This window comes from Methylobacterium sp. C1 (genome assembly GCF_001854385.1).
GTDB lineage: Bacteria > Pseudomonadota > Alphaproteobacteria > Rhizobiales > Beijerinckiaceae > Methylobacterium > Methylobacterium radiotolerans.
This window is the reverse complement of record NZ_CP017640.1, coordinates 3,306,580-3,326,798: the sequence shown is the minus strand read 5'-3', so window position 1 is coordinate 3,326,798 and position 20,219 is coordinate 3,306,580. Positions and strand designations below refer to the sequence as shown.

At 70.6% G+C, this 20,219-nt stretch carries 15 protein-coding genes; 8 read left to right on the top strand and 7 right to left on the bottom strand.

What is annotated here, in order from left to right:
- Window positions 1–19 precede the first annotated feature (19 nt).
- From BKE41_RS15465 to BKE41_RS15450, 4 genes are all read right to left on the bottom strand, one after another.
- Window positions 20–3,007, bottom strand: a complete 2,988-nt coding sequence (locus BKE41_RS15465) for an FAD-binding and (Fe-S)-binding domain-containing protein (RefSeq protein WP_070999786.1) — start codon at window positions 3,005–3,007, stop codon at window positions 20–22.
- 232 nt (window positions 3,008–3,239) lie between these two features.
- On the bottom strand, window positions 3,240–5,045 hold the full coding sequence (locus tag BKE41_RS15460) for an IlvD/Edd family dehydratase (RefSeq protein WP_012319857.1): 1,806 nt from the start codon (window positions 5,043–5,045) through the stop codon (window positions 3,240–3,242).
- Between the two features lie 156 nt (window positions 5,046–5,201).
- Window positions 5,202–5,969, bottom strand: coding sequence for an SDR family oxidoreductase (locus tag BKE41_RS15455; RefSeq protein WP_029357525.1), 768 nt, complete (start codon window positions 5,967–5,969; stop codon window positions 5,202–5,204).
- A 2-nt stretch (window positions 5,970–5,971) separates the two neighbouring features.
- The gene (locus BKE41_RS15450; protein WP_012319855.1) at window positions 5,972–6,685 is read right to left on the bottom strand and encodes a GntR family transcriptional regulator; all 714 of its coding nucleotides are present in this window, start codon (window positions 6,683–6,685) and stop codon (window positions 5,972–5,974) included.
- Window positions 6,686–6,804: 119 nt separating this feature from the next.
- Here BKE41_RS15450 and BKE41_RS15445 point away from each other — a divergent pair, with 119 nt between their 5' ends.
- Genes BKE41_RS15445 through BKE41_RS15425 form a run of 5 tightly spaced genes read left to right on the top strand, consistent with a single transcriptional unit; the run spans window position 6,805 to window position 13,372 of the window.
- Complete coding sequence (locus BKE41_RS15445) at window positions 6,805–8,064, top strand: ABC transporter substrate-binding protein (protein WP_070999785.1); 1,260 nt, start codon at window positions 6,805–6,807, stop codon at window positions 8,062–8,064.
- A 7-nt stretch (window positions 8,065–8,071) separates the two neighbouring features.
- The gene (locus BKE41_RS15440) at window positions 8,072–8,947 is read left to right on the top strand and encodes a branched-chain amino acid ABC transporter permease (protein ID WP_012319853.1); all 876 of its coding nucleotides are present in this window, start codon (window positions 8,072–8,074) and stop codon (window positions 8,945–8,947) included.
- A 14-nt stretch (window positions 8,948–8,961) separates the two neighbouring features.
- The gene (locus BKE41_RS15435) at window positions 8,962–11,520 is read left to right on the top strand and encodes a branched-chain amino acid ABC transporter ATP-binding protein/permease (RefSeq protein ID WP_070999783.1); all 2,559 of its coding nucleotides are present in this window, start codon (window positions 8,962–8,964) and stop codon (window positions 11,518–11,520) included.
- Window positions 11,517–12,440 (top strand): 3-hydroxyacyl-CoA dehydrogenase, encoded by a 924-nt coding sequence (locus tag BKE41_RS15430; RefSeq protein WP_083374364.1) that lies wholly within the window; start codon window positions 11,517–11,519, stop codon window positions 12,438–12,440. Before BKE41_RS15435 ends, BKE41_RS15430 begins: the two co-directional genes overlap by 4 nt.
- Window positions 12,441–12,442: 2 nt before the next feature.
- The gene (locus BKE41_RS15425) at window positions 12,443–13,372 is read left to right on the top strand and encodes a 3-keto-5-aminohexanoate cleavage protein (protein WP_012319850.1); all 930 of its coding nucleotides are present in this window, start codon (window positions 12,443–12,445) and stop codon (window positions 13,370–13,372) included.
- Between the two features lie 173 nt (window positions 13,373–13,545).
- Here BKE41_RS15425 and BKE41_RS15420 read toward each other — a convergent pair whose 3' ends face one another.
- Genes BKE41_RS15420 through BKE41_RS15410 form a run of 3 tightly spaced genes read right to left on the bottom strand, consistent with a single transcriptional unit; the run spans window position 13,546 to window position 16,436 of the window.
- On the bottom strand, window positions 13,546–13,827 hold the full coding sequence (locus tag BKE41_RS15420; RefSeq protein WP_024829646.1) for a DUF167 family protein: 282 nt from the start codon (window positions 13,825–13,827) through the stop codon (window positions 13,546–13,548).
- A gap of 10 nt (window positions 13,828–13,837) precedes the next feature.
- Window positions 13,838–15,205: an FAD-binding oxidoreductase gene (locus tag BKE41_RS15415; protein ID WP_245295786.1), complete on the bottom strand. Its 1,368-nt coding sequence runs from the start codon at window positions 15,203–15,205 to the stop codon at window positions 13,838–13,840.
- Between the two features lie 37 nt (window positions 15,206–15,242).
- Window positions 15,243–16,436, bottom strand: a complete 1,194-nt coding sequence (locus BKE41_RS15410) for a fumarylacetoacetate hydrolase family protein (RefSeq protein ID WP_070999773.1) — start codon at window positions 16,434–16,436, stop codon at window positions 15,243–15,245.
- Window positions 16,437–16,712: 276 nt separating this feature from the next.
- Here BKE41_RS15410 and ugpC point away from each other — a divergent pair, with 276 nt between their 5' ends.
- From ugpC to BKE41_RS15395, 3 genes are all read left to right on the top strand, one after another.
- On the top strand, window positions 16,713–17,774 hold the full coding sequence (gene ugpC / locus BKE41_RS15405) for a sn-glycerol-3-phosphate ABC transporter ATP-binding protein UgpC (RefSeq protein WP_029357517.1): 1,062 nt from the start codon (window positions 16,713–16,715) through the stop codon (window positions 17,772–17,774).
- A gap of 73 nt (window positions 17,775–17,847) precedes the next feature.
- Window positions 17,848–19,158: an extracellular solute-binding protein gene (locus BKE41_RS15400; protein WP_053620930.1), complete on the top strand. Its 1,311-nt coding sequence runs from the start codon at window positions 17,848–17,850 to the stop codon at window positions 19,156–19,158.
- Window positions 19,159–19,181: 23 nt separating this feature from the next.
- A complete protein-coding gene (locus tag BKE41_RS15395) occupies window positions 19,182–20,138 on the top strand; it encodes a sugar ABC transporter permease (protein WP_012319844.1) in 957 nt (318 codons plus the stop codon).
- Window positions 20,139–20,219 lie beyond the last annotated feature (81 nt).

Sequence of the window (20,219 nt, the reverse complement as noted above, 5' to 3'; positions counted from 1 at the left end):
TCCCCCGACACACGTCAGGTCAGTGCGACCTGTGGTCTATGTGTAGGTGCCCGGCAATGGAGTGTCGAGGCGCGAGGGCCCGATCCAGCACGCGAGCCACATGTTCCGCCTGGAGACCCAGCCCGTCGTGGATCTGATGGCGGCAGCTCGTCCCGTCGGCGACCACGAGATCGTCGTGCCCGGCGGCGCGCAGGGCGGGGAACAGCGACAGCTCCGCCATCGCGAAGGACGTCTCGATCGATTCCGGCCGGTAGCCGAAGGCGCCCGCCATCCCGCAGCAACTCGATTCGATGACCCGCAGGTCGAGCCCCGGGACCGCCCGGAGCACCGTCTCGACCGAGCCCATCGCGCCGAAGGATTTCTGGTGGCAGTGCCCGTGCAGATGCGCGACGCGGCCGCCCTGGTCGGCGAACGGCAGCGCGATCCGGCCCGCCGTCAGGTCCGCCGCCAGCAACTCCTCGAACAGGAACGACCGCTCGGCCAGCAGCGCCGAGTCCGCGCCCGGCAGCAGCGCTGCGAACTCGTCCCGGAAGGTGAGCAGGCAGGACGGTTCCAGGCCGACCACGCGGGCGCCCGCGCGGAGGAACGGCAGCAGCGCGTCGAGGGTGCGGCGCGCCTCCTGGCGCGCCCGGTCGGTCTGGCCGGCGGAGAGCCAGGTCCGGCCGCAGCAGAGGGGACGCCGGCCGCGGGACGGGTAGATCCGGTGCAGCCGGTAGCCCGCGGCCCGCAGCACGCGCTCGGCCGCCTCGAGGTTCTCCCGCTCGAAGGCGCGGTTGAAGGTGTCGCCGAACAGGATCACGTCGCGGTAATCCCCGACGACGTCCTGCGCGTGGGCGGGCTCGCCCTGCTCGCTCCAGGGCCGGCGCCAGCGCGGCAGCGAGCGCTTGGCCGAGAGGCCGGCGAGTCGCTCCGACAGGGCGGCGAGGGCCGGGTATCGGTCCCGCAGATTGAGGAGCGGCGCCAGCTTCGCGGCGGCCCCGGCATAGAGCGGCATCGCCGCGATGAGGCGCTCCCGCAGGGGAAGCCCGTGGCGGGCGTGGTAGTGGTGCAGGAACTCGATCTTCATCTTGGCCATGTCGACGCCGGTCGGGCACTCGCGGCGGCAGGCCTTGCAGGACACGCAGAGATCGAGGGTGCGCTTCATCTCCGGGCTGGTGAAGGCGTCCTTTCCGAGCTGGCCCGAGATGGCGAGCCGCAGCGAATTGGCCCGGCCGCGGGTCAGGTGCTGCTCCTCCCCGGTGGCCCGGTAGGAGGGGCACATCGCGCCGCCGGCGAGCTTCCGGCAGGTGCCGTTGTTGTTGCACATCTCGACGGCGGAGCCGAAGCCGCCCCAGTCCGACCAGTCCAGAGCGGTCTTCATCGGGGCCGAGACCGCGTAGTCCGGCTTGAACCGGAACAGGCTGCGATCGTCGAATTTCGGCGCCCGCACGATCTTGCCGGAGTTGAGTCGGTTGTCCGGGTCGAACGCGTCCTTCACGGTCTCGAAGGCGCGGGTGAGGGTCGCGCCGAAGAGCGGCTCCACGAATTCCGAGCGCGAGATGCCGTCGCCGTGCTCGCCGGAATACGAACCCTTGTAGCGACGCACCAGCTCGGAGGTCTCCTCCGCGATCGCCCGCATCCGCCGGACATCGCCGGCGTCCTTCATGTCGAGGATCGGGCGGACATGCAGGCAACCGACCGAGGCGTGGGCGTACCACGTGCCGCGGGTGCCGTTCTTGGTGAAGACCTCCGTCACCGCGTCCGTGTAGTCGGCGAGGTGCTCCAGCGGGACGGCGCAGTCCTCGATGAAGGAGACCGGCTTGGCGTCCCCCTTCATCGACATCATGATGTTGAGGCAGGCCTCGCGGACCTCCCAGACCGATCTCTGGCGGGCGGGCTCGACCACCTCCACGACGGCGTCCGGAAAGCCGTGATCGGCCATGCAGGCGTCGAGTCGCTTTAGGTCGCGCCGGAGGGTCGCGAGGTCGTCTCCGGCGAACTCGGTCAGGAGCAGGCAGTTCGGCTTGCCTTTGGTGATGTCGGCGAGCGTCGTGCGGAACAGCGGGATGTCGGCGCCGAGCACGAGGACGTTGTTGTCGACGAGCTCGACCGCCACCGGGTCCAGGCCGACGATGTGCCGCGTCGTCTCCATGGCGGCCCGGAAGGACGGGAAGTGGCACACGCCCATCACCCGGTGCGTCGGCAGGCGCGAGAGCTTCAGCGTCACCGCGGTGGTCGCGGCCAGCGTGCCCTCGGAACCGACGAGCAGGTGCGCGAGGTTCGGCTGGGCCTCGATCAGCGCATCGAGGTTGTAGCCGCCGACACGGCGCTGAACCTTGGGGTAGCGCGCCTCGATCTCGGCGCGGTGATCCTCGGCGAGGCCGCGCATCCGCGCGGCCAGCGCCGCGGCCCGATCCGATCCGTTCACGCCCGGATGAGCGTTGCCGGTCAGGCCGAAGCCGAAGGCCTCACCGTCGTGGAGCAGCGCCTCGATCGCCAGAACGTTGTCGCTCATCTTGCCGTAGCGCAGGGAGCGGGCCCCGCAAGAATTGTTGCCCGCCATGCCGCCGATGGTGCAGCGGGTCGCCGTCGAGGGCTCGACCGGGAAGAACCAGCCGTCGGCCTTCACCCGGGTGTTCAGGCGCTCCAGCACCATGCCGGGCTCGACCGTGATCGTGCCGGCCTCCGCGTCGTAGGCCAGGACGCCGTTGAAGTACCGCGAGCAGTCGACCACGAGCCCCGACCCGATCGGCTGGCCGTTCTGCGAGGTGCCGCCGCCGCGCAGGATCACCGGCGCGCCGTGCTCGGCAGCGATGCGCAGGGTCGCGGCGATGTCGGCGGCGGAGCGTGGCAGCACCACACCGGCCGGCATGATCTGGTAGATCGACGCGTCGGTGCTGTAGCGCCCGCGGGTGAACGCGTCGAAGCGCGCCTCACCCTGGAGCTGCTCCGCCAGCCTGCGCGGCAATCCGGCATCCAGCCGCGCCGCGGCACGCGGCGTCGGGGCATGCGCCCTCGCTTCCGTCACGATCGATCCCTCCCGGGATGGGACGCGCCCACCCGCCGGGAAATGTATTCAAAATTCACTGCGGAGCAAACCGGCCGCGGCGTCGCGCCGGGAGGTCTGCCGGCGCCCTGCGCGGCGGCATGCCCCGAAGGACGCCGCGATCGTCGCCCGGCGCGCGGCGTTTTTCAATTCCGCGGCGACCCGGCACGTCCGGCGCCGCGTCCGCCGAACCGATCGCGATTCGGAAACGGCCTCAGTGGTTGTCCCGCGGGACCCCGGAGGCCTGCGCGACCTTCTGGAACTTCACCGCCCCCTTCATCACCATACCCTGGTCGAGCTGTTCGACCTGATCGCGGTAGATCTCCTGCCAGGGCGTCTGAGTCGCCGGGTAGGGATAGCCGCCGCGCGCCGCCAGATCCGCGCGCCGGCGGGCGAGTTCCTCCGCCGGCAGCAGGATGTCGGCGCTCCGTCGGTTGAGGTCGATGCGGATGCGGTCGCCGGTCTGCAGCAGCGCAAGCCCGCCCCCTGCGGCCGCCTCGGGTGAGGCGTTCAGGATGGCGGGCGTTCCGGAGGTGCCGGATTGCCGGCCGTCGCCGATGCAGGGCAGGGAGGTGACGCCGCGCCGGATCAGGGCGCCGGGCGGCTGCATGTTCACCACCTCGGCGGCCCCCGGATAGCCGATCGGACCGGCCCCGCGCATGATCAGGATGGTGGTCTCGTCGATGTCGAGCGCCGGGTCGTCGATCCGCGTGTGGTAATCCTCCGGACCGTCGAACACCATGACGCGGCCCTCGAAGGCCATCGGGTCGTTCGGATTGCGCAGGTAGCGGGCTGCGAATTCCTCGGAGATCACGCAGGTCTTCATGATCGCCGAGTCGAACAGCGTCCCCTTGAGGTTCAGGAAGCCCGCGCGCTCCATCAGCGGCGCATCGTAGGCGCGGATCACGTCGCGATTCCAGCTGTGCCGTCCGCGGTAATTCTCGCCGACGGTCCGGCCGTTGCAGGTCAGGGCGCCCTCGTGGACCTTCCCGGCCTCGATCAGCTCGGCGAAGACCGCCGGGAGGCCGCCCGCGCGGAAATACTCCTCGCCGAGCCAGCGGCCGGCAGGCTGCATGTCCACCAGGAGCGGGATCTCGAACCCGACCCGTTCCCAGTCGTCGCAGCTCAGCGGCACGCCGATATGCTTGGCGATGGCGTTGATGTGGATCGGCGCGTTGGTCGACCCGCCGATCGCGGCGTTGGCCACGATGGCGTTCTCGAAGGCCTCGCGGGTGAGGATGTCGGACGGCTTCAGGTCTTCCCAGACCATCTCGACGATCCGCTGCCCGGTGGCGTAGGCGGCCTGGCCGCGCTCGCGGTACGGCGCCGGGATCGCCGCCGAGCCGGGCAGGGCGAGCCCGAGCGCCTCGGCGAGGGCGTTCATCGTCGAGGCGGTGCCCATGGTGTTGCAATGGCCGGTCGAGGGTGCCGACGACCCGACGATGTCCATGAACTGCTGGAAGTCGATGTCGCCCGCCGCGTGCCGCTCGCGCGCCTTCCAGACGATCGTGCCCGAGCCGGTCAGCTCCTTGTGGAAGTAGCCGTTGAGCATCGGCCCGACATTCAGCGAGATCGCCGGGATGTTGACCGTCGCCGCCGCCATCAGGCACGCCGGCATGGTCTTGTCGCATCCGGTCAGCAGCACGACCCCGTCGAGCGGGTAGCCGTACAGAACCTCCACCAGGGACAGGTAGGCGAGGTTGCGGTCGAGCGACGCGGTCGGCCGCTTCCCCGTCTCCTGGATCGGGTGACAGGGAAACTCGAAGGCGACGCCGCCGGCCGCCGTGATCCCCTCCCGCACCCGCTTGGCGAGCTCGATGTGGTGGCGGTTACAGGGTGAGAGGTCGGAACCCGTCTGGGCGATGCCGATCAGGGGCTTGCCCGACCGAAGCTCCTCCGGCGTCAGGCCGTAATTGAGGTAGCGCTCCAGGTAGAGGGCGGTCATGCCCGGGTTGTGGGGGTTGTCGAACCAGGCCTTCGAGCGCAGGTCGGCGGGCGTGATCCGGCGTTTGTCGCTCATGGTCGCTTCCTCGCATCCTGGGGCCGGCGCTGGCGATCCGGCTTCTGTGTTCCGCTGCCGCCGCGGGCGTCGCGACATCGGTCGCGGCGCCGCGGGCTCGATCTTGCAATACTCCGGCGGGTAATCAGCCGCAGCACCGTCGACGCTGGATTGATTTCAGGACAGCATCCGCGTGTCACCGTCGATGGAGATGGCCTGCCCCGAGATCGTCCGGCCGCGCGGCGAGCAGAGCAGCAGGATCTGGTCGGCGAGCTGCCGCGCCGTGACGTATTCCTTCACCGACACGAACGAGAACGCCCGCGCCTCCATGTCGGCGAAGCTCGTGCCCTGCTGCTGGGCCTTCGATTCGAGCACCCGGCGCTGGCGATCCCCGGCGACGAGACCCGGCAGGATCGCGTTCACCCGGATCCCCGCGCCGCCGAGCTCGATCGCCAGGGACTTGGTGAAGCCGATCACTCCCCATTTGGCGGCCGCGTACGGACTGCGCAGGGCGAATCCGAACTTGCCTGCGGCCGAGGAGAGGTTGACGATCGAGGCGTTGGCACTCTGGCGGAGGTGCGGCACCGCCAGCCGCGCGCAGTTGAATTGGCTGGTCAGGCAGACCGTGAGGCAGCGGTCCCAGTCCTCGGGGGCGATCTCCTCGACCCGGCCGGTCGGGCCGGCGATCCCGGCATTGTTGACCAGCACGTCGAGGCCCCCGAGGAACTCGACCGCCTGGTCCATCATCGCGGCGACGGCGTCGCGGTCGGCGACGTCGGTGCGGCTGCGCCCGACGGTGTCGGGCAGTGCGGCCAGGGCCTCAGCGTCGATATCGCAGGCGAAGACGCGCGCGCCTTCCTCCACGAACGCGTCGACGATCCCGCGGCCGATCCCGGCAGCGCCCGCCGTCACCACGACGCGCAGGCCGGCAATTCCCAGATCCATGGTCAGTCCTCTCCCTGAACGTCCCGCAGGCCGCCGCGGGTCAAGATGAACTCCGCGGCCTCCCGGATGTCGGCCGCGATCGCGGCCGCGGCCGCCGCGCCGTCCCGAGCCTCGATGGCCGCCACGGCCTCGGCGTGCCGCCGGAGCGCGAAGCCCTGGAGCAGGCGTTCCGGATGGGCGCGCAAATCCAGGTTGATCACCGGACCCGCCTTCAACCAGAGGCGGGCGATGATCTCCTGCAGGGGTCCGAGCCCGCAGGCGCCGTAGATCGCGAAATGCAGGTCGCGGTTGAGCTGAACGGCCCGCGCCCTGTCGGGCTCCGGCGCCTCGGCCTCGGCCCGGAAGGCCGCCTCGGCGCGCCGGATCGCCGCGAGCTCGGCCGCCGTCCGACGCTCGGCGGCCCGCGCCACAGCGATGCCCTCGACCGCGATGCGTGTCTCGACGAGGGCGCGGAAAGCCGGGGCCCCCATGACCGGTACCCGGATCACCCGATTCGGCGCCACTTCCAACACGCCGTCCGCGGCGAGCCGGCTCACCGCCTCGCGCACCGGCATGACCGAGACGCCGAGGGCCGCCGCGCTCTGGCGCAGGGACAGCCGGTCGCCCGGCGCCAGCCGCCCCGAGGCGAGGAGGTCCGACAGGGCCTCGTAGACGGTATCGGACAGGGTCCGCCGCGCGAGCTGGGGCAGTTCGGCGAGGGCCAGGGTGGAATTCATGTGCCGACACTAGACGGATCCGGCACTATCGCGCTAGTGATCTGTGATCACAGTTCGGGTGAGGGCCGTCAGAGCCCGCCGCAACAACCCGGCTGGAGGACACGCACGGGAGCGGAACGATGACGGACCGGTACGGGGATTCCCTTTCTCGCCGCAGCCTTCTGCGCGCCGGCGGCGCGGCGCTCCTCGCGCCGGCCTTCGCGAGCCCGGCGCTCTCTCAGGGACAGTCGGAGGTGATCCGGATCGGCCATCTGACGCCGCGCACGGGCTTCCTCGGCCCGCTCGGGGAGTTCGCCGTGCAGGCGGCCCAGCTCGCGGTGGAGGAGATCAACGCCGCCGGCGGCATCGCGGGCCGGAAGGTCGAGCTGCTCTCGGAGGACAGCGTCAATCCGCAGACCGCCTCGGCCAAGGCCGAGCGCATGGTCCAGCGCGACCGCGTGGCCTGCCTCGTCGGCGAGATCAACTCGGCCTCCGCGCTGGCGATCAGCCAGGTCGCCCAGCGGGAGAAGATCCTGTTCATCAACACCGGCGCCAACTCGGACGCGCTGCGCGGCTCCGACTGCAAGCGCTTCATGTTCCACGTCGAGTCGCAGAACACCATGATGGTGCGCGCCTGCGGGCGGGCGCTGCTCGACCGGGGCCTGATCAAGGGCCGCAAGGTCTACGCGCTCACGGCCGACTACGCCTTCGGCCACGATCTCCTGAAGCAGGCGAAGAAGTACTTCGCGGCCAACGACGCCACCCTCGTGGGCGAGGACCTGATCCCCACCGAGCTGACCGACTTCTCGCCGTTCCTGCTGAAGCTCCGTCAGGCCAAGCCGGACCTCGTGATCTGCAACCTCGCGGGCGCGCAGATCACCAACTTCCTCAAGCAGTACAGCGAGTTCGGCCTGCCGTTCCCGGTCGCCGGATTCGGCTTCGACACGGCGCTCGCCTGGGGCGCCGGGCCGGGCAACTTCCTCGGTACGTGGCCGGTGATCTGGCATCACCAGATCGACTCGCCCTCGGCCAAGAAGTTCGTCGCCGCCTTCAAGGCCAAGTACAAGAAGCCGCCGGAGAACCAGGGCTGGGGCGACTACACCGCGATGAAGATCGTCGCGCAATCCATGAACGAGCTGAAATCGACCGAGTCGATCAAGGTCGTGGAGCACCTCGAATCGGGCGCCAAGTTCGACATCGCGAAGGTCCGCGAGGGCTATTTCCGCCCCTGGGACCACGAGCTGATGCAGGAGATGTTCGCGATCACCGCCCTGCCGGCGGATCAGGTCAAGAACCCTTTCGACATCTTCACCTCGACCGGCCCGCTGCCCGGCCCCGGCGAGAGCCTGGAAGTGCTCGCCACCACCCGCGACGAGAACGCCTGCACCTTCCCGGCGTGAGGCGGCCATGCAGCTCGTCTTCATCCTGGAGCAGGTGCTCAACGGCCTGCTGATCGGCGTGCAGTACCTGCTGATCGCGCTGGGCCTGTCGCTGATCTTCAGCCTGGGCGGGATCGTGAACCTCGCCCACGGCGCCTTCTACGCGATCGGCGCCTACATGACCGTGCTGCTGACGCCGACCATCGGCTTCGGCGGCGCCCTCGTCGCCTCGCCGCTGGCGGTGGCGGTGCTCGGCCTGCTGATCGAGCGGTTCCTGCTGCGGCGCTTCTACCGCGGCGACCCGACGCTCGGCCTCCTCCTCACCTTCGGGCTCGCCATGGTGGCCGAGCAGGCGCTGCGCATGGCCTTCGGGGCGGCGCCGGTGCCGTTCGGGATCCCGCCGTGGCTGCGCGGGCAGGTCTTCATCGGCGACCTGATCTACTCGCGCTACCGGCTCTCGATCCTCGTGGTGGCCCTCGCCTGCGTCGCCGGCCTGTGGCTGCTGCTCACGCGGACCAGCTTCGGGCGCGTGGTCCGGGCCGGCGTGCAGAACCCCGACATGGTCGCGGCGCTGGGCATCTCGCTCCGGCCCTACATGACGGCGGTGGTGACGATCGCGGTGGGGCTCGCGGCGCTCGCCGGGACCATGATGGCGCCGGTCACGGGCGTGCAGCCCGCCATGGGCGCCGAGATCCTGACCTTCGCCTTCGTGGTGGTGGTGATCGGCGGTCTCGGCTCATTCTGGGGCGTGGTGCTCGCCGCGCTGATCGTCGGCGTGGTCCGGGGCCTCACCGCCTACGCCTACCCGCCGGCCACCGAGGCCGCCGTCTACGCCCTCATGGTGCTCGTCCTGCTGCTGCGCCCGCGCGGCCTGTTCGGCGAGCACATCGCCCGGTTCGAGTGAGCGGAGAGCGTCCCATGTCCGGAACCGCCGAGCCGCTGCCGCTCGCCCTGCCGCAGCGCGGCCTGATCCTGCGCGAGAGCCGCCAGCTCTGGGCCGCGCTCGCCGCGCTGATCGTCCTGCCCTTCGCCCTCGACGCGATCGGCCTGACGCTGATCACCGCCACCGACGTGGTGATCTTCGCCCTGGCGGTGCTGGGACTCAACATCCTGGTCGGCTGGACCGGGCTCACCTCGTTCGGCCACGGGGCGTGGTTCGGGATCGGCGCCTACGCGGTGGCGATCCTGCAGACACGGCTCTTTCCCGGCGACATGGCGCTGCCGCTCCTCGGCGCCCTGGCGATCACCGGATGCGCGGCCCTGGCCGCCGGCGGCCTGATCCTGCGGCGGCGCGGCGTCTACTTCTCGCTCCTGACGCTCGCCTTCACGGCGATGCTCTACGCCATCGCGTTCCGGTGGACCGACCTCACCGGCGGCGAGAACGGCATCGGCAACCTGCACCGCTGGGCGGCGCTGCAGGAGCCCGGCGCCTACTACGCCGCGGTGTCCGGCATCGCCTTCGCGGTGCTGGTCGCCCTGTGGCGCTTCCGGCGCTCGCCGATGGGCACCGTGCTGGTGGCGATCCGCGAGAACGAGCAGCGCGCGGGCTTCCTCGGCTACGCCACCAACCGCTACAAGCTCGCCGCCTTCGTGATCTCGGCGACGATCACCGGGCTGGCGGGCGCGCTCGCCGCCTACAGCCACCGCTTCACCTCGGCCGACCCGATCTCCATCGCCTTCTCGGGCGAGCTGCTCGCCATGGTGGTGATCGGCGGGATGCGCTCGTTCCTCGGACCGGCGCTGGGCGCGCTGTTCTACATCCTGTTCCGCGAGTTCCTGTCGATCTACACCGCCGACTGGCTTCTGTACTTCGGCCTGCTGTTCGTCGCCTTCATCGTGTTCTCGCCGGACGGCCTGGTCGGCATCGCGGCGCGCCTCATGAAGCCGTTCCGGCGCGTCCCGTCCGAGGGTGCGGCCATGTCGGCCCGTCGCGCCGGAGCCTCCGGTCGCGTCCCCGCCCGCTTCATCGCGGAGGGGCGCGGCAACGGCCCGGTTCTGGTCGCCGACGAGATCCGGAAGAGTTTCGGGCCCGTGAAGGCGGTGCGCGGCGTGTCCTTCGCGGTGGAAGACCGGACGCTCCACGCCCTGATCGGACCGAACGGCGCCGGCAAGACGACCGCCTTCAACCTGCTCTCGGGGATGTTCCGGCCGAGCGGCGGCAGCATCCGCCTCGACGGAAGCGAGATCGCCGGCCTGGAGCCGCACGCCATCACCCGGGCCGGGATCGGCCGCTCGTTCCAGATCACCAACCTGTTCCCGGGCCTCTCCGTGGAGGAGAACGTCCGCCTCGCGGTGCAGGCCCGGCACGCCGCGCATTTCAGCCCCTGGCGAGACGCGCTGGCCGTCCGCGAGATCGCCGACGACACCGCCGAGCTGCTGCGCTGGACCGGCCTGTCCGGCATCGAGCGGGCCGAGGCCGGCAGCCTGTCCTACGGCGGGCAGCGGCTCCTCGACATGGGTCTGGCGCTGGCCACGCGGCCGCGCGTCCTGCTCCTCGACGAGCCGCTCGCGGGCCTCGCGGCCGCCGAGCGCGAGCGCGTCGGCGATCTCATCAAGGCGCTGTCGGCCGACATTCCGGTGCTGCTCGTCGAGCACGACATCGACCGCGTCTTCCGCCTCGCCGACCGGGTGACCGTGATGGCCGACGGCGCCGTACTGGTCGACGGCTCGGTCGCGGACGCCCGGGACGACGACCGGGTGCAGGCGGTCTATCTCGGCTCGGGCACGGCGGCGATCGCCGCGAAGCCGCGCGCCAGCGCCGCGGAGGCCGAGACGCTGCTCGCCATGGAGGGCGTCGACACCTTCTACGGCAAGTCGCACATCCTCAACGGAGTGAATCTCGCGGTCCGCCGGGGCGAGGTCGTGGCGCTCCTCGGACGCAACGGCGCCGGCAAGTCGACCCTGCTCAAGACGCTGATCGGCACCGCGCCGCCGGCCGCCGGCCGGATCGTGCTCGGCGGCAAGGACATCGCCGGTCTGTCGCCCGACCGGATCGCCCGGCTCGGGATCGGCTACGTGCCGCAGGGGCGGGCCCTGTTCGCCGGCATGACCGTCGCGGAGAATCTGGGCCTCGGCCGCCTGCGGCGGCTCACCGGCGCCGGCATCCACTGGGACGAGGAGAAGGTCCTCGAGTTCTTCCCGCGCCTGAAGGAGCGGTGGACCGTCGACGCGGCCCGCCTGTCCGGCGGCGAGCAGCAGATGGTCGCGGTGGCGCGGGCCCTCTCGGGCGACACGCGGCTCCTCTTGCTCGACGAGCCCTTCGAGGGCCTGTCGCCGGCCGTGACGGAGGAACTGTTCGAGGCCTTCGACCGGCTGCGCCGCGAGATCGCGATCATATTGGTGGACCACCACCTCGACCTCGCGCTGGCGCTGTCGGACCGGACGGTGGCCCTGGAGCGCGGCAGCGTGCAGTGGACGGGCGCGTCGCGTCTCCTGCGCGAGGATCAAGAGCTGAGGCGGAAGGTGCTGTGGCTATGATCGAGAGCGTCGCGATCGTCGGCGCCGGCCTGATCGGCCGGGCCTGGGCGATGATCTTCGCCCGCGCCGGCTGGGACGTGCGCCTGTTCGATCCCGCGGCGGGCGTCGCCGAGGCCGCGATCCCGCTCTGCGCCGAGGGGCTGCGGACGCTCGCGGCGCATGATCTCTGCGCCGACCCTGCGGCCGCCGCGGGGCGCATCGGCGCGGCCGGCACCCTCGCGGCCGCCCTCGACGGCGTCACCTTCGTGCAGGAGAACGGGCCGGAGCGGCTGGAGGTGAAGCGGAGCCTCTTCGCGGACCTCGACGCCGCGGCGCCGCGGGATGCCGTCATCGCCTCGTCCTCCTCGGCGATCCGCTGCTCCCTGTTCACCGAGGATCTGCCGGGTCGGGCGCGCTGCCTGATCGGCCATCCGGTCAACCCGCCGCACCTGATCCCGCTGGTGGAGATCTCCGGCGCTCCGTGGACGGCCCCCGACGCGCTGGACCGGGCCCGGCAGGTCTACGAGCAGATCGGGCAGGTGCCGATCACCGTGCTGAAGGAGATCGAGGGCTTCATCCTCAACCGGCTCCAGGGCGCCCTGCTGGCGGAGGCGTTCCGCCTCGCCTCGGAGGGCTACGTCACCCCGCAGGATCTCGACAAGACCGTCGCGGACGGCCTCGGCCTGCGCTGGAGCTTCATGGGTCCGTTCGAGACGATCGAGCTCAACGCGCCGGGCGGCATCGCCGATTACTGCGCGCGCTACACGGGCTTCTACAAGAGCCTCGCCGCCGACCCGGCGCCGCCCTCGGTCTACGAGGCACCGGCCACCGAGGCCATCCTGGCCAACTGGCGGTCGCCGACCGATCTGCCCGCACGCATGAACCGCCGCGATTCGCGGCTGGCGGCGCTCCGCGCCCACAAGGCTTCACGGAAGGACTGAGCATGGCCTCACAGCGGAAAGTCATCATCACCTGCGCGGTGACGGGCGCGATCCACACGCCGAGCATGTCGCCGCACCTGCCGGTGACGCCCGAGGAGATCGCCGACGCCGCCATCGGCGCCGCCGAGGCGGGCGCGGCCATCGTGCACCTGCACGCCCGCAACCCGGAGAACGGCCAGCCCGATCAGACACCGGAGGCCTTCGCCAAGTTCCTGCCCGTGATCAAGCAGCGCTCGAACTGCGTGGTGAACATCACCACGGGCGGCGCGCCGACCATGTCGATCGAGGAGCGGGTGCGCCCGGCCGCGACCTTCCAGCCGGAGGTCGCTTCGCTGAACCTCGGCTCGATGAATTTCGGCCTGTTCGGCATGCTCGACCGGTTCAAGGACCTGAAGCACCAGTGGGAGCGGGACTATCTCGGCAACAAGGACATCATCTTCCGCAACACCTTCGGCCAGATCGAGCACATCCTGACGACCTGCGGCCCCAACGGGACGAAGTTCGAGTTCGAGTGTTACGACACGGCGCATCTCTACAATCTGAAATACTTCTTCGACCGCGGTCTCGTGCAGGCGCCGCTGTTCATCCAGACGGTGTTCGGCCTCCAGGGCGGCATCGGCGCGCATCCGGACGACGTCATGCACATGAAGCGCACCGCCGACCGTCTCTTCGGTGACCAGTACCGCTGGTCGGTGCTCGGGGCGGGCCGCAACCAGATGAACATCGCCGCCATGGCGGCCGCGATGGGCGGCAACGTCCGCGTCGGACTGGAGGACAGCCTCTGGGACGGTCCGGGCAAGCTCGCCGAGACCAACGCCGCGCAGGTCCGGCGCGTGCGCGCGATCATCGAGGGGCTGGGCCTCGCGGTCGCCTCGCCCGACGAGGCGCGGGAGATCCTGGCGCTGAAGGGCGGCGACAAGGTCGCGTTCTGACCGATCAGTCGATGGATGATGCGTCCTGGAAGGTGGGACGCATCGTCCAGGACCAGCTGACGTTCAGGCTCTTCCGTCCTTGCGAGCGCAGCGAAGCAATCCAGTGTAGCGCGCCATCTGAGGCCTGGGCGCTTCTAGATTGCTTCGCTGCCTCGCAAAGACGTCGAGAAGCCTCAGGGAGACCCGAACACGCGGTCCAGATCCGCCTGCGCGACGCCGTCGATCTCCAGGATCTTCAGCCGGCTCTGATCGCCGGTGACGATGCGGACCGAGCCGCGACTGACCTTCAGCGCCTTGGCGATCAGCGCGACCAGCGCCCCGTTGGCCGCGCCCTCGACCGGCGGTGCGGCGACGCGGGCCTTCAGGTAGGGCTGCCCCTTCTCGTCGCGGGCCCAGCCCTCCGCGGCGTCGCGCCCCCCGCGCGGCGTGAGGCGCACCGCCAGGCGGATCGCCACGGCGGAGCCCTCAGAAGATCTTGCCCGGATTCAGCAGGTTGTCCGGATCGAGCGCCCGCTTCACGAGCCGCATGACGGCGATCTCCTCGGGCGAGCGCGACAGCTTCAGCTTGGCCCGCTTCTCGAGCCCGATCCCGTGCTCCGCCGAGACGGAGCCGTTCAGCTCCGCCAGCGGCTCGTAGATCGCCGCGTCGATCGCCGCGTTGCCGGCGGCGTCGAGGCGGGTGGTGTTCCAGTGCAGGTTGTTGTCGCCGATATGGCCGTAGACGACCGCCCGGCAGCCCGGGATCGCCGCGAGCCGGTCGAGCGCGCCGCGGACGTAGCCGTCCATCCGCGCGAGCGGCACGCTCACGTCGAAGGCCCGGTCGATCCCGTCGGCGTTCAGGTGCTCGACGCGGTCGCGGATCCGCCACATGCCGCGGCGCTGCTCCTCCGAGGCGGCGACCACGGCGTCGAGGATCGTGCCGTCGCCCATCAGACCTTCCAGCAGGCCCAGGAACCGGTCCGATTCCTCGGGGACGCACTCGACCTCGATGATCGCGTAGAACGGGTAGTCCGGACCGAGCGGCGGGGTCGCGCGCCCGGGCGCGGTCATCAGCCGGTAGAAGTCGGGCCACAGGCCCTCGAACGAGGAGACACGCCCCTGGAAGGCGCTCTGCGCCGCCCGCAGCACCCGCGCGCCGTCGTCGACTCCGGGGCACGCGATCAGCGCCGTCGCGTAGCCGGCGGGCTCCGGCCGCAGGCGGATGACCGCCCGCGTGACGATGCCCAGCGTGCCCTCGGTGCCGAGGAAGAGCTGCTTGAGGTCGAGCCCGGTGTTGTTCTTGATGAGCGGCCGCATCGACGACACCACCGTGCCGTCGGCGAGCACCGCCTCCAGGCCGAGCACCATCTCGCGCATCATGCCGTAGCGCAGCACCCGCAGGCCGCCGGCGTTGGTGGAGATCGCGCCGCCGACCGTGGCCGAGCCGCGGGCCCCGAGATCGAGGGGGAAGAACAGGCCCGCCGCGGACGCGGCGTCCTGCACGCTCTCGAGGGTGGCGCCGGTGCCGACCACCACCGTCATGCCGAGCGGATCCACCGGCTCGATGCCGGTCATGCGCTCGGTCGACAGGGTGATCTCGTCGGGCTGGCAGAGCGTGCCGTCGACGAGGCCGGTGGCGCCGCCGCGCGGGACCACGGCGACGCCGGCCGCGCGGCAGGTGGCCATGACGGCGCTGGTCTCCTCCGTGCTGCGCGGGCGCACCAGCGCCAGGGCGGCGCACGGCTCGGTCGGGCGCGTCCAGTTGGCCGAGCGCCCGCGCAGCTCCGCGTCGGTGACGAGACCGGACGGTCCGACGATCGCGGCGAGGCGGTCGAGGAAGGCGGTGTCGGTCATCGGCATGCTCTCAGGGCTCGGTCCGGTCGCCGCTCTGTCACAGAATCCCGCGCGCGGCGAGATTCCGCATCAGCGCGCGGGCGCCGAAGGTCCAGGGTTCGCAGGCGTCGCACGGGCGCATGCGGTTGACGAGGCTGCCGAGCTCCGGGCTCGCCACCACGACGCGGTCGCCGTCGGCGTGGGTGAAGCCGAGCCCCGGGCCGTGCCGATCCTGGATCGGCGCGAACATGGTGCCGAGGAGGAGGAGGGCGCCGTCGGGATAATTGTGCGTCCGCCCCATCAGCGCCTCCGCCAGTTCCTCCGGATCGCGGCTGATCTCGGAGAGCGGCGAGGTGCCCTCCAGCCGGAAGCCGTCCGTGCCGGTGACCTCGAGGGTCACGGTGGTGCGGCGGACGTGGTCGAGACCGAAGGTCCCGTCGAACAGGCGCAGGAACGGCCCCAGGGCGCAGGAGGCGTTGTTGTCCTTGGCCTTCCCGAGGAGCAGCGCCGACCGCCCCTCGAAGTCGCGCAGGTTCACGTCGTTGGCCAGCGTCGCGCCGACGATCCGCTGGTCGGAGGCGACCGCCAGCGCCACCTCGGGCTCGGGGTTGTTCCAGTGCGAGTCCGGGTGCAGGCCCGCGTCCGCGCCGCAGCCGACGGCCGAGAGCGGCTGCGCCTTGGTGAAGATCTCGGCGTCCGGGCCGATGCCGACTTCCAGGTACTGGCTCCAGGCGCCCTGCGCGACCAGCACCTCCTTGAGGGCCATGGCCTCGGGCGAGCCGGGCTTGAGTCGGCGCAGGTCGCGGCCGACCAGGCGCTCGACCTCGGCGCGGATCGCCGCCGCGGCAGCGAGATCGCCGCGGGCGCGCTCCTCGATCACTCGCTCCAGCATCGAGGTGGCGAAGGTCACGCCCGCCGCCTTCAGGGCCTGCAGGTCGACCGGCGCCAAGAGCCACGGCCGGCTGGTGTCGCGCGCGTCGGGCGGCGTGTTGGCCAGGGTCGCGTCGAGGCTGCCGAGGTCCTCGCCCTCGGCGCCGCGCAGGGCGGCGGCGGGATCCGGGGCCTCGCACAGGTCGCTGACCGTCGGGAAGGCGGCGGTGACGTCGAGGATTCGGGCCGCGCCGTCCGCGTCGGCGCGGATCGCCACGACGCTCGGACCGGCCACGTCCGGCCGCCACACCCGGCCCACGAGGGCGCCCCGGCATCCGTCGGCGGGCAGGATCTCCCGCGCGGTCAGGCCCGATAACGACATGTGCTCACGTCCCCTGGATGTCCGCCCGCGCGACGGCCGCGTGACGGGCCCGGTGCCGGCTCCGCGGCCGGCGCGCGATCCCATAGCATTCCGGGTGGCCCGTCATCCCGCCGTATGTTTCACCGGGCCCCGCTCGTCACGGGCGCCGGGCGGGTCCGCCTGACAGATCCAAGATTATCTGTAGCTTTGCCCGGGCGCCCGCTTGCTTTCCCCCGGCCGCTCCTTTGTACTGCCGACTTAGAGCCGCCGATAGAGTGGCCTTGACCGGGAGGAAGCATGGCCTCGGTGGGAATCCGCGAGGTTCGCAAGGCTTTCGGATCGACGAATGTCCTGCACGGCGTGTCCGTGGATATCCGGGACGGTGAATTCGTGATCCTGGTCGGCCCGTCCGGATGCGGGAAATCAACGCTCCTGCGGATGATCGCCGGGCTCGAGAATATCTCCGGCGGCGAGATCCGCATCGGCGAGCGCGTGGTGAACGATGTGCCGCCCAAGGAGCGGGACATCGCCATGGTGTTCCAGAACTACGCCCTCTACCCGCATCTCACGGTTCGCGAGAACATGGCGTTCTCGATGCGGATCCGGAAGGCGCCCGCCTCCGAGATCGACCTCCGGGTCAACAAGGCCGCGCAGATTCTCGGGCTCACCCACCTGCTGGACCGCTACCCGCGCCAGCTCTCCGGCGGCCAGCGCCAGCGCGTCGCCATGGGCCGGGCGATCGTGCGCGACCCGCAGGTTTTCCTGTTCGACGAGCCGCTCTCCAACCTCGACGCCAAGCTGCGCGTGGCGATGCGCACCGAGATCAAGGAGCTGCACCAGCGCCTGAAGACCACGACCATCTACGTCACCCACGACCAGATCGAGGCCATGACCATGGCCGACCGGATCGTCGTGATGCACGACGGGGTCGTGGAGCAGATCGGGCCGCCCCTCGAACTCTACGACCGGCCCGACAACCTGTTCGTCGCGGGTTTCATCGGCTCGCCGGCCATGAACTTCGTGCCCGGCCGGGTCCGGGCGAACGGGCGCCTCACCTTCAGCACCGAGACCGGCCTGTCGATCCCGCTCGCCGACGCGCCTGCCGGCGTCGACGGGCGGCCGCTCATCCTCGGCGTCCGCCCCGAGCATTTCGACCTCGCGCCCGACGGGATCGCCGCGGAGGTCGTCGTCGTGGAGCCGACCGGCTCCGAGACCATGCTGGCGGTGCGGGCCGGAGGCCAGGATCTCACCTGCGTGCTGCGGGAGCGCGTGCGCGAGCGGCCGGGCGAGACCGTCTCCCTGCGGCCGAACCGCGTGCACTTCTTCGACGCCGAGACCGGCCGTCGCCTGCCGAGCTGACCCGCGTCGGATCCGGCGCGGGATCGGGGCGCGCGGCGCCCTCAGAAACAGGATCACCGAGGGAGAAGAAACGATGTCCGTTCTCGATCGCCGGTCCCTCCTCGCGGGCGCCGCCGCGGCCGGCCTCGCCGCCGGCGGCGACCTCCTCGGCTTCGCCAGGGCCTGGGCGCAGACCGCGGAATGGAAGCCCGAGCCGGGAGCGAGCCTGTCGCTCCTGCGCTGGAAGCGCTTCGTTCCGGCCGAGGACGAGGCCTTCATGAAGCTGGTCGACGCCTTCACCAAGGCGACGGGCGTCAAGGTCACGGTGAGCAACGAGTCCTTCGACGACATCCAGCCCAAGGCGTCGGTCGCCGCCAATACCGGGCAGGGGCCCGACATGGTCTGGGGCCTGTTCTCGTTCCCGGCGCTCTTCCCCGACAAGTGCCTGCCGCTCGAGGACGTGGCCGAGTCCCTGGCCAAGAAGTACGGCCCCTGGTTCCCGTCCGCGGAGGCCTACGGCAAGGTCAAGGGCAAGTGGATCGCGATCCCCGTGGCGTTCAACGGCGGCTACCCGAACTACCGCATCTCGGCGATGAAGAAGGCCGGGTTCGACAAGTTCCCCACCGACACCGCGGGCTTCCTCGAGCTCTGTCGCGGCCTGAAGAAGAACAACACGCCGGCCGGCTTCGCCCTCGGCCACGCCACCGGCGACGGCAACACGTGGTGCCACTGGGCGCTCTGGTCCCACGGCGGCAATCTCGTCGACGCCAACGAGAAGATCGTCATCAACTCGCCCGAGACCGCCAAGGCGCTCGAGTACGTCAAGTCCCTGTACGAGACCTTCGTGCCCGGCACGGTGTCGTGGAACGACTCGTCGAACAACAAGGCCTTCCTGGCCGGCGACCTCTACCTGACCAACAACGGCATCTCGATCTACGCGGCGGCCAAGAAGGACAACCCGAAGCTCGCCGAGGACATGGACCACGCGGTCTGGCCGATCGGACCCGTCGGCAAGCCCACCGAGTTCCAGCTCGCCTTCCCGATCCTGGCCTTCAAGTACTCGAAGGCGCCGAACGCCTGTAAGGCCTTCATCGCCTTCATGATGGAGGCGGCGAACTACAATCCCTGGCTGGAGGCGGCGCAGGGCTACCTCTGCGAGCCCCTGTCGAACTACCCGAAGAACCCGATCTGGACGAGCGACCCGAAGAACGCGGTCTTCGCCGAGGCGGGCCGGCGCTCCCTGGCGGCGGGCGGCCTCGCGCCGGTGAGCGAGCGCATCGCCGCGGTGCTCGCCGACTTCGTCATCGTCGACATGTTCGCCAGCCACTGCACCGGCCGCGAGGACGTGAAGGGCGCCATCAAGAACGCCGAGCGCGCCGCCACCCGCATCTTCCGGAACACCTGACCCCACCCGCCGGAGGCGAGACCATGGCGCACACGGCCCTGACGCAGCCCGCCCCGGCCGCAATCCCGACCCGATCGGCCTGGCAGCGCGTGCGCGCGAGCCGGGGCTGGGCGGGGTTCTGGTTCATGCTGCCGACGGCGCTGATCCTCGGCCTGTTCCTGGCCTACCCGCTCCTGAAGGGCATCTGGCTGTCCTTCACCAACGCGCGGATCGGCCGCGAGGGCGTCTTCGTCGGTCTCGAGAACTACGAGTGGCTCTGGGACGACGACGTCTTCTGGCTCTCGGTGTTCAACACCTGCCTCTACACGGCGGTGGCGTCCGTGGTGAAGTTCGGGGTCGGTCTCTACCTCGCGCTGCTGCTCAACAAGAACATGCCGTTCAAGTCGATCATCCGGTCGATCGTGCTGATCCCGTTCGTGGTGCCCACCGTGCTGTCGGCCATCGCGTTCTGGTGGATCTTCGACAGCCAGTTCTCGATCATCTCCTGGTCGCTGCGCCATCTCGGGGTGATCGACGGCAACATCGACTTCCTCGGCGAGCCGGCCATGGCGCGCGCCTGCGTGATCTTCGCCAACATCTGGCGGGGCGTGCCGTTCATCGCCATCACGCTGCTCGCCGGTCTCCAGACGGTCTCGCCCTCGCTCTACGAGGCCGCGACGCTCGACGGCGCCTCGAACTGGCAGATCTTCTCGCGGATCACCCTGCCGCTCCTGACCCCGATCATCGCCGTGGTCATGACCTTCTCGGTGCTGTTCACCTTCACCGACTTCCAGTTGATCTGGGCGATGACGCGCGGCGGTCCGGTGAACGCCACCCACCTGATGGCGACCCTCTCGTACCAGCGCGGCATCCTCTCGGGGACGCTCGGCGAGGGCGCGGCCATCGCCACCGCCATGGTGCCGTTCCTGCTCGCGGCCATCGGCATCTCGTGGTTCGGCCTGCAGCGAAGGGCTTGGCAGTCCGGGGAGTCCGACCGATGAGCGCGCCCGCACCGCCGGCCCACGCCGACCCGCACCTCGCCCCCGTCCTCACGGCCCAACCCGCCGGGCTCACCGACAACT